Genomic DNA, 8397 nt, shown 5'->3' with positions numbered 1-8397 from the left:
TCAGTTCCGTGCAATTATCCCGATTCTCGTGCAATTATCCCGATTCTCGTGCAATTATCTCAGTTCTCGTGCAATTATTCGGGCCGTTGTGCAGGTTTCTCCAAATAATCATGCATTCTCTCATCGTTATCTATTCAAAGCTCAACTCCTATGTATGAACAATCATTTAAGTGGCAAACTAAGTTCTATTTCTCATTTTAAGGAGGGAATCTAATGGCACATCAAGTTAAGGTTTTATGTGAGGTTAATAATTGTCATTATTAGGGCAGTGGCAACAAGTGTCAAGCTGATGCTATTTATGTAGTGAGCCATGCAGGTGAGCAAGCTGAGAGAAGTGAAGAAACGGATTGTAAAACATTCAGGCCGTCCGATTTGTAAGTAATTGAAACGGGTAGATGGGGTCTACCCGTTTCTCCTTGTTATTATTGATAATGATATTCATTTTTATTCAAATATTTTTCATAAATTTTTCTAACTTCGACATACTACTATTATTAATTGAACTAGGAGGAGGTTAGTAATATGGAGATGGAAGGTTTCATTGACTCATTTCTAACAGAAGTTCAACATGCAAGTGCTGAAATGTTTCCTACATATGTAGATTCATTTACAAACCTGTGGGAGCATGAATTTGGCTCTTTACATGGACTCCCTCAGGATGTGAATGATCTAGTTGCCTCTCGTGCCATAGAATATGGGTTAATGGAATAATCTTTAAATTAGTGGGGGACTTGTAAGTTACATCCCCCCTCTAGCTTATTGACCTAATTGGTTCAATTGTTCCTTTATACTAGAGATCTGATCAATTGTTTGGAGGATATTAGAATCCTCTAAAATTTGTGGTTCAAGTTGTCCTTTTTCGATATTATCTAGATATAAGGTTATCCCTTCATCTAAAGATTGGTTGTATCCTACGATTTGTTCATGTATACCTTCTGCGATTGCAGGAGGCTCCTGCTCATTAAAAACTTGAATTTCTTCTTTCATTTCAGTTAACTTGTTTTCTAGCTCAATTCGTGAATCCTCGTTTGCAACAGCTTCTCCAGAAAGGCTACGTATTTCTTCTGCAAAAGTTGTCACGTTATCCACATAATCTTTTGTGTTGTTTGCATAGTCTAACGAATTATTCAATCCATCTAATAAAGAACATCCACTTAGTAAAAAAACAACCATTCCGAGTACAATACTTTTTTTAATTTTCACTACAATTATCGCTCCCACTTTTCATTTTTTTCTTAAATAAAAAGAGACCTTACCAAATTAAACTTTGGTAAAGGTCTCGCAAACAACGTGAGTTGCCAATAAAGCCGAGGATACCATCCTGTAATGACGACTTTACTGTAGTAGCTACTCCCCTTTAAGGAATGTACTTATTAACTTATTGTTTTAAGTATAACAACGTTCCTTAAAATTAGTCAACGATTTACCCTCTGAAAGAAATTATTATTCAACTACTTTTTCTCTAATAGAGATACTTCTTTGTGCCATTTTTTTCGCTAACAATCCATGTATTGGTGATAGTAAGAACGTTATAAAAAAGATAACCCCAGTTGCAGTGGCCATCGCGCCAGCAATTGAAACATTAAACCATGTAGCTATATAGTAACCACTTATAGCAGAAAGTACACCGATTCCTGCGCTGATAAACAGCATATGAAGTAGTTTATCGGTTAGTAAATAAGCGGTTGAAGCCGGTACAATTAACATCGCGACAACTAATATCGCACCAACACTATCAAAGGAAGCAACAGTTGTAATCGAGAGCATCCCCATTTGTAAATAATGTACAAATAAAACTGGAATACCAATTGCTACAGCCATTTGCGGATCGAATGAACTAATTTTAAACTCTTTATAACATAGGATGATAATCAGCAAATTGATAACAAATACAAAACCAAGCAGCCAAACTGCTTTAGGACCGAGGCTCATTCCATTCCACTCAATCGTATCCCACGGAATAAAGGTGATTTCCCCCATTAATGCATGATCTACATCAAGATGAATATTCCCACCATAAAGGGAAAGAAGAATGACACCTATTGCAAAAAGTGACGTAAAAACGACCCCAATTGCGGCATCACTTTGCACACCTTTTCCACTCAAAAGCTGAACAAGAAATGCGGTAAGCAACCCAACGATAACTGCACCAATTAACAAGGCTGGTCCATCTAAGCTCCGACTAACAAAGTATCCACCAACAATTCCAAGTAACACAGTATGACTAATTGCATCAGCAAGCATGGCCATTTTACGTAAAATTAAGAAACAGCCGATCATTGCACATGTGATGCCAACAAGTGATCCTGTTATGATAATCCATGCATCATAGCTCACTTGTGAACACACTCCCTTGCCCTAAGTTTGCAGATTTCGGCAATAGTAAAGGTGTTCGCTCATGCACCTTTAATAGTTTAAACAATCGATCTTTAATATCACTCGGAAGCTCTTTAAGTATGACATCATCTCGACTACTAATTTGCAGTTGAGCTAGTTCCATTTCATGCATTAAATACATTTCATATAAACGTTGTTGAAGAACGACTTCATAGGCTGCTTCAAGCCCTTTTTCTGTTAATGTCCATTGTTGATCTACATTGGTTTCTATAATTAAATGGCGGTTTTTTAACACTCGAAGTGCGTATTTATTTAGTGAGGGTGCAAGTGTTCTTTTTTCTAATAGATCCTGTTCTGAAAAAGCTGCTGAGTTTCCGAGTTCAGTTAAATCGTAAAAAGATAGCAAAGTTTGTTCGATTGCTGTTTTTTTTCTAAGAGACAGTTGCTTAATTCCTTTAGCTAGCAAACCTCTCCGTGGAGCAAAGATTAAGGAAATTAAAAACATAACTGTGGCCGCAACAATAATTAGCGGGCCTGTTGCCATTCCCTTTGTTATCGTGCTGAGTAGTGTACCTGTCATGCCTGAAATTCCGCCAATAAAACCGGCGATCACAATCATTTGGTTTAAGTTTTCCGTCCAATACCTTGCACTAATAGCAGGGGTTATTAACATCGCTGCCATCAGGACCACTCCAACTGTTTGAAGCCCAATCACAACTGCACTCACAATCAGCGTTAGTAACAAGCCATTAAAAAACGTTGTAGGTATACCGATTCCTTTTGCAAATTGCGGATCAAAGGTAATCAATTTAAATTCTTTAAAAAACACTGCCGTTAGCAGTAGTAGTATGCTTGCGATAATGCTAATTAATTGAACATCTGAACCTACCATCGAAGCTGCCTGACCGAAAATAAAATCATCCAAGCCACTTTGATTGCCTGCTCCATTATGTTGAATAAATGTGAGCAAGACAATTCCAAATCCGAAGAAAACAGAAAGCACTAATCCGAGCGCTGAGTCTTCTTTGATTCTTGAATGATTGATGATAACCTGAATGAACCATGCTGCTAGTAATCCCGCTAGCGCAGCACCAACTAAAAACCAAAGCAACGATTTAGAGCCATACAGTAAGAAGGCAATGCAAACACCTGGAAGTGCTGCATGGGCCATTGCATCTCCAATCAAACTTTGCTTTCTTAACAATGAAAAACTTCCTAAAACACCGCTCGCAATTCCAAGTAACATTGTACCTGCTAATACCCACTGTGTATTAGGATTTTGGATTTGTGAAAGTAACGCTTCAATCATCGTATACACCCCTATTTCAAATCCTCGACTAAAACAGGCTGTTCTTTTAAGAAGGTTAGCTTCCCGCCATACGTTTTCTGAAGGTTATCAACCGTAAAGGCATCAGCTGTTGGTCCGAAGGCTATTTTTCTCATATTTAAAAGGAGGACCCAATCAAAGTATTCTTCAACAGTCTGTAGATCGTGGTGAACGACAAGAACTGTTTTCCCTTTGTCTTTTAGTTCATTTAGGAGAACAATAATTGCCTTTTCTGTCGCAGCATCAACACCTACGAAAGGTTCATCCATAAAATAGACATCTGCATCCTGCGCGAGTGCTCTAGCTAAAAATACACGCTGCTGCTGCCCACCAGATAGCTGACTAATTTGTCGGTCGCCATACTCGAGCATGCCAACTTTATTTAAGCAATCCTTCGCGAACTCAATATCTTTTTTTCCAGGTCGTCTGAACCAGCCAACATGACCATAACGCCCCATAAGTACTACATCTAACGCATTCGTTGGAAAATCCCAATCAACCGAACCACGTTGTGGAACATAGCCGACCTTTTTTCGTTGTTGTTTATATTCTTGACCATAGATCGTGACATTTCCAGTGGCCCTAGGAATTAATCCGAGGACAGCCTTAATTAAGGTCGATTTGCCTGCTCCATTCGGTCCAATAATCCCAACTAATTTTCCCTCAGGGACAATAAACCCAACTTCTTGTAGTACCGGCTTATGATTATATGCCACTGTTAAATTTTCGACTGTAACTGGAAACATATGAACACCAACCTTATTTTAATGATGATACAACGGTATCTACGTTGTGCTTGAACATACCAAGATAAGTTCCCTCTTCAGTACCTTCCTCTCCCATTGCATCAGAGAAGAGTTCACCACCAATTTCGACCTCATGATTCTGTTTTTTTGCACCTTCTACAACTGCATTAATTGATTTCTCTGAAATACTACTTTCAATAAATACAGCTTTAATGTTTCGTTCAGTTAGCGTATCAATTAGATTTTGCACATCCTTTAAGCCATACTCTGAATCTGTGCTTAATCCTTGTAGTCCCATAACTTCTAATCCATAGGCATTTCCAAAATACTTAAACGCATCATGAGCCGTTACTAGCACTCTACTATCTTCTGGAATTGTCGCCATCTGCTCTTTTGCATACGCATCTAATTCTTCAAGTTCTTCTCTATATTTTGCAGCATTTGCACGAAAATCTTCTTTGTTTTCCGGTGAAAGTTCACTTAGTTTCACTTCAACCTCATCCACGGTATTTAACCAAAGTTGGATATCAAACCATACATGTGGATCATGTGCATTCGAATTTCCCTCTGCACTTAACAACATATTTTCTGGGATCGATTCTGCTACAGCAACAGTGGGCTTTTCTTTCGACATTTTTTCAAAAATATTGTCCATTTTCCCCTCTAAATGCAAACCGCTATAAAAAATGATCTCAGCCTTACTTAGTTTTTGTATATCTCCTTGTGAAGCTTGATAAAGGTGGGGATCCACTCCTGGACCCATTAAAGAAGTAACTTCAACATGCTCTCCACCAACATTTTTCACAACATCTGCTACTTGCCCCGTTGTTGTTGTTACATTTATTTTCCCACTGTTTTCACCATTACTCACAGTTCCACAAGCCGCAAGCATTCCTACTAAAAAACAAGTCATCAAGATTAGTAACCACTTTTTCATTTTTAATTTCCTCCTTTTACTTAATCAACAAAAGTTTACCTCGACCAACTTTTAAGTAAAAAAAATTTAATAAAACCAAAAACCAGTTTATGAATCCAAAATAGGATGTGTGCCAATATGTTAGCTAGTATCATATTTTATTTATATGTCTAAAAAAGTTTCCTTAGTACAAAACTTAACCTATCTCTAGAATACTGTCAATGTTTTTTTATTTATAAGAACAACATCCAAACAAAAAAGACCAGCCGAATTGGCTGGTCAAAGCAGATAGGGGATATGGTAGAAAAATGTTTTTACATTCCTCTTTCTCAAAGTATAAGCTGCACAAACTGTTTTGCCAAAAGGATAAAACTGAAATTTGATTGCAATTATGAGTTGTTTTCTGGTGCGAAAATTCATTTTTCACTAAGGAGAAAAATGAATTTTATCCTTTGAAAAAACTATTTTTTAAAAATTAAAGTGGTTGTTCGAAATTTCCGTAAGGCTTTCCGATCGATGCTGAATCCAATTCCATCACCTGTTGGAACTTGAATTTTTCCGTTTTTGACCTCTATTTGTGGATCTACAATATCTTCATGCCAGTGTCGTGAAGATGATGATATATCTCCCGGGATAACAAAGTTTGGTAGGGAAGCAAGTGCGATATTATGTGCACGTGATACACCAGTTTCCAACATTCCACCACACCATACAGCTATATTATTTTTCAAACAAAGATCATGAATTTTCTTCGCTTCAGCTAGTCCACCTACTCTTCCAGGCTTGATATTAATAATTTTACAACTTCCTAATTGTATAGCTTTTCTTGCATCTTCGATCGTCACAATACTCTCGTCTAAACAGATTGGGGTTTTTAATTTCTTCTGAAGGGTTGCATGGTCAATGATATCATCCGCAGATAATGGTTGCTCGATCATGAGTAATTGAAAGCGATCGAGCTCTTGTAACCTTGACAAACTTCCTAATGTGTAAGTAGAATTGGCGTCTGCCATTAAAGGCAGGTCTGGATACTTATTTCGGATGCCCTCTACTATCTCAATATCATTTGAAGGATCAATTTTTATTTTATACCTCTTATATCCTTCATCCATAAAACGTTCGATTTGCTGAATCATTGAAGGTAATGATCCCATTCCAACGACAACTCCAGCTTCAATTTCTTGTCTTGTTCCACCCAGCACCTTGGATAACGGTTTTTGTTCCTTTTTTGCATAAAGATCCCATAGTGCTCCCTCTAGTGAAGCTTTTGCCATATGATTTCGTTTAAATTGAAGAAAGAATGGAGCGATATCTTCAGGATGTGTGAAAGATGTCCTTAATAGGTATGGGATATAATAATCTCTTAACATGTGCAAACATGTTTGAATTGTTTCCTCTGTATACCATGGCGATGAAAAAGCAACCACTTCTCCCCAGCCAACAATTCCTTCACAATCAATCATCTCTACAATAATGCTTTCCCGCTTATGCACGGTGCCTATGCTCGTATGAAAAGGGTTTTTCATTATTAGGTCAAGGTGATGTAAAACCACTTTTTGAATTTCAATCATTATGATGACCTTCTTCAATTAATTCTTTTAGCTTTCGACGTAATAGCTTGTTGGATGCATTTCGCGGCAAGACTTTTTCAAATTTTATTGCTTTCGGAACTTTGTAAGTTGCCAATTTCCCCTTACAAAAGTCAAGAAGTTCTCCTTCAGATATTGATTTATTCGCAACGACAAATGCAAAGGGAACTTGGCCCCATCGATCATCTGTGATTCCAACAACCCCAGCTTCCGTAACAGCAGGGTGCGACATAAGAATTCCCTCTATTTCAGCTGGATAGACATTTTCTCCACCACTAATAATTAAATCCGAACGCCGATCTAACACATATAAAAAGCCTTCATCGTCTAAATATCCCAGATCCCCCGTGTATAACCAACTATCTTTAATCGATTCTAGAGTTGCATCATTGCGGTTCCAATACCCGATTGTTACATTAGGGCCCTTAACGACGATTTCACCTTCTTCAAAAGCTGCAGACAGTTTTTGATCTTTTTTTATACTGAGCTGACAAGGAAAAAGCGGCTTACCTGCTGACCCTAGCTTCTCAAGGCTATAATCAGCGGATAACGTAACAATCTGGGAGGATGTTTCAGTCATCCCATAGGTTTGAAAAACTGGGATTTTCTTATCCCGACACTGTTCAAGTATCGTTTTAGGAGCAGGTCCCCCGCCTAATAACATACATCTAAAGTGCTCAGGATAGCTGCTTGAGCCTAACTCGGAAAGCATTTGATTCAACATTGTTGTGACCACCGAAACAATAGTCACTTTATCTTCAGTGATCGCTCGGTTTGCTTGCTTGGCCTCAAACTTTTCATGTAGAACAATTCCCATTCCATAAATCACATTTTTCATAAGTATTGAAAACCCGCTGATGTGAAAAAGGGGTACTGTTGCTAACCAGCGGTCATCACTGTGCAATCCTAGATTAAGTGCAGATCCCATCGCGCTCCACAAGTGATTTCCATACGTTTGCAATACCCCTTTTGGATGACCAGTAGTTCCAGAAGTGTACATGATTGTTGCGACAGAGTCTGATGCAAATTCTTGGACGATAGTACAAGTGTCAGCAGCGATGGTCGACAGCAATTCACTGTGAGTGACCACATCTATTGCTTCTAGTTTGTGAATTTCCCCCTCAAGACTATCATCGCAAAAAATATAGGAGGCACTCACATCTCTAATCTGCCACATTAATTCAGAGGAAGTTAGACGATTATTTAATAGAACATTTACAGCACCAGAATACATAAGCGCATGTACCATTATCACCATATCAAAGCTGTTTTTCATTAATAGGCCAACACGATCTTCCTTTTTCACTCCGAGCGTTGCCAGTTGATTTGCTCTATGGAGTACGCGTTGATGTAACTCTTGAAAGGTCACCCATACGCCATTCGATTTAATTGCAGGTCGATCAGGAGTTAAATAAGCTCGCTGTTTTAACCAATTTGGAATCTGCTGTACATTCATTTTTATAACACCTCTATCCTTGGTGA

9 protein-coding genes and 1 pseudogene are annotated in these 8397 nt (G+C 38.1%); 3 read left to right on the top strand and 7 right to left on the bottom strand.

Annotated features, from left to right (window positions below; genetic code table 11):
- The 3 genes and pseudogenes from ACFFIX_RS21950 to ACFFIX_RS21940 all read left to right on the top strand — a co-directional run.
- Positions 1-214: hypothetical protein (locus ACFFIX_RS21950; RefSeq protein WP_378937822.1), on the top strand; the 214-nt coding region annotated here is incomplete at its 5' end.
- Positions 214-378: pseudogene (locus ACFFIX_RS21945) on the top strand (DUF1540 domain-containing protein). The gene ACFFIX_RS21950 and the pseudogene ACFFIX_RS21945, both read left to right, overlap by 1 nt.
- A 144-nt stretch (positions 379-522) precedes the next feature.
- Entirely contained in the window at positions 523-711 is a 189-nt protein-coding gene (locus tag ACFFIX_RS21940; protein ID WP_378937820.1) for a hypothetical protein, read from the top strand.
- A gap of 45 nt (positions 712-756) precedes the next feature.
- Here ACFFIX_RS21940 and ACFFIX_RS21935 read toward each other — a convergent pair whose 3' ends face one another.
- The 7 genes from ACFFIX_RS21935 to ACFFIX_RS21905 form a co-directional block, all read right to left on the bottom strand.
- On the bottom strand, positions 757-1203 hold the full coding sequence (locus tag ACFFIX_RS21935) for a DUF6376 family protein (RefSeq protein WP_378937817.1): 447 nt from the start codon (positions 1201-1203) through the stop codon (positions 757-759).
- A gap of 240 nt (positions 1204-1443) precedes the next feature.
- The gene (locus ACFFIX_RS21930) at positions 1444-2337 is read right to left on the bottom strand and encodes a metal ABC transporter permease (protein ID WP_378937815.1); all 894 of its coding nucleotides are present in this window, start codon (positions 2335-2337) and stop codon (positions 1444-1446) included.
- Entirely contained in the window at positions 2327-3646 is a 1320-nt protein-coding gene (locus tag ACFFIX_RS21925; RefSeq protein ID WP_378937813.1) for a metal ABC transporter permease, read from the bottom strand. Before ACFFIX_RS21925 ends, ACFFIX_RS21930 begins: the two co-directional genes overlap by 11 nt.
- 11 nt (positions 3647-3657) lie before the next feature.
- Positions 3658-4410: a metal ABC transporter ATP-binding protein gene (locus ACFFIX_RS21920; RefSeq protein WP_378937810.1), complete on the bottom strand. Its 753-nt coding sequence runs from the start codon at positions 4408-4410 to the stop codon at positions 3658-3660.
- Positions 4411-4423: 13 nt separating this feature from the next.
- The gene (locus ACFFIX_RS21915; protein ID WP_378937808.1) at positions 4424-5347 is read right to left on the bottom strand and encodes a metal ABC transporter solute-binding protein, Zn/Mn family; all 924 of its coding nucleotides are present in this window, start codon (positions 5345-5347) and stop codon (positions 4424-4426) included.
- 440 nt (positions 5348-5787) lie between these two features.
- A complete protein-coding gene (gene menC / locus ACFFIX_RS21910; RefSeq protein ID WP_378937806.1) occupies positions 5788-6897 on the bottom strand; it encodes an o-succinylbenzoate synthase in 1110 nt (369 codons plus the stop codon).
- Positions 6890-8371, bottom strand: a complete 1482-nt coding sequence (locus ACFFIX_RS21905) for an o-succinylbenzoate--CoA ligase (RefSeq protein WP_378937804.1) — start codon at positions 8369-8371, stop codon at positions 6890-6892. Before ACFFIX_RS21905 ends, menC begins: the two co-directional genes overlap by 8 nt.
- Between the last annotated feature and the right edge of the window lie 26 nt (positions 8372-8397).

The organism is Metabacillus herbersteinensis (assembly GCF_042433335.1).
GTDB lineage: Bacteria > Bacillota > Bacilli > Bacillales > Bacillaceae > Metabacillus > Metabacillus herbersteinensis.
This window is presented reverse-complemented; position numbering and strand designations above follow the sequence as displayed.

Coding starts and splice junctions, on each gene's coding strand:
- menC (WP_378937806.1), bottom strand. CDS start 6,897: ATGATTGAAATTCAAAAAGTGGTTTTACATCACCTTGACCTAATAATG.
- ACFFIX_RS21915 (WP_378937808.1), bottom strand. CDS start 5,347: ATGAAAAAGTGGTTACTAATCTTGATGACTTGTTTTTTAGTAGGAATG.
- ACFFIX_RS21920 (WP_378937810.1), bottom strand. CDS start 4,410: ATGTTTCCAGTTACAGTCGAAAATTTAACAGTGGCATATAATCATAAG.
- ACFFIX_RS21940 (WP_378937820.1), top strand. CDS start 523: ATGGAGATGGAAGGTTTCATTGACTCATTTCTAACAGAAGTTCAACAT.
- ACFFIX_RS21905 (WP_378937804.1), bottom strand. CDS start 8,371: ATGAATGTACAGCAGATTCCAAATTGGTTAAAACAGCGAGCTTATTTA.
- ACFFIX_RS21925 (WP_378937813.1), bottom strand. CDS start 3,646: ATGATTGAAGCGTTACTTTCACAAATCCAAAATCCTAATACACAGTGG.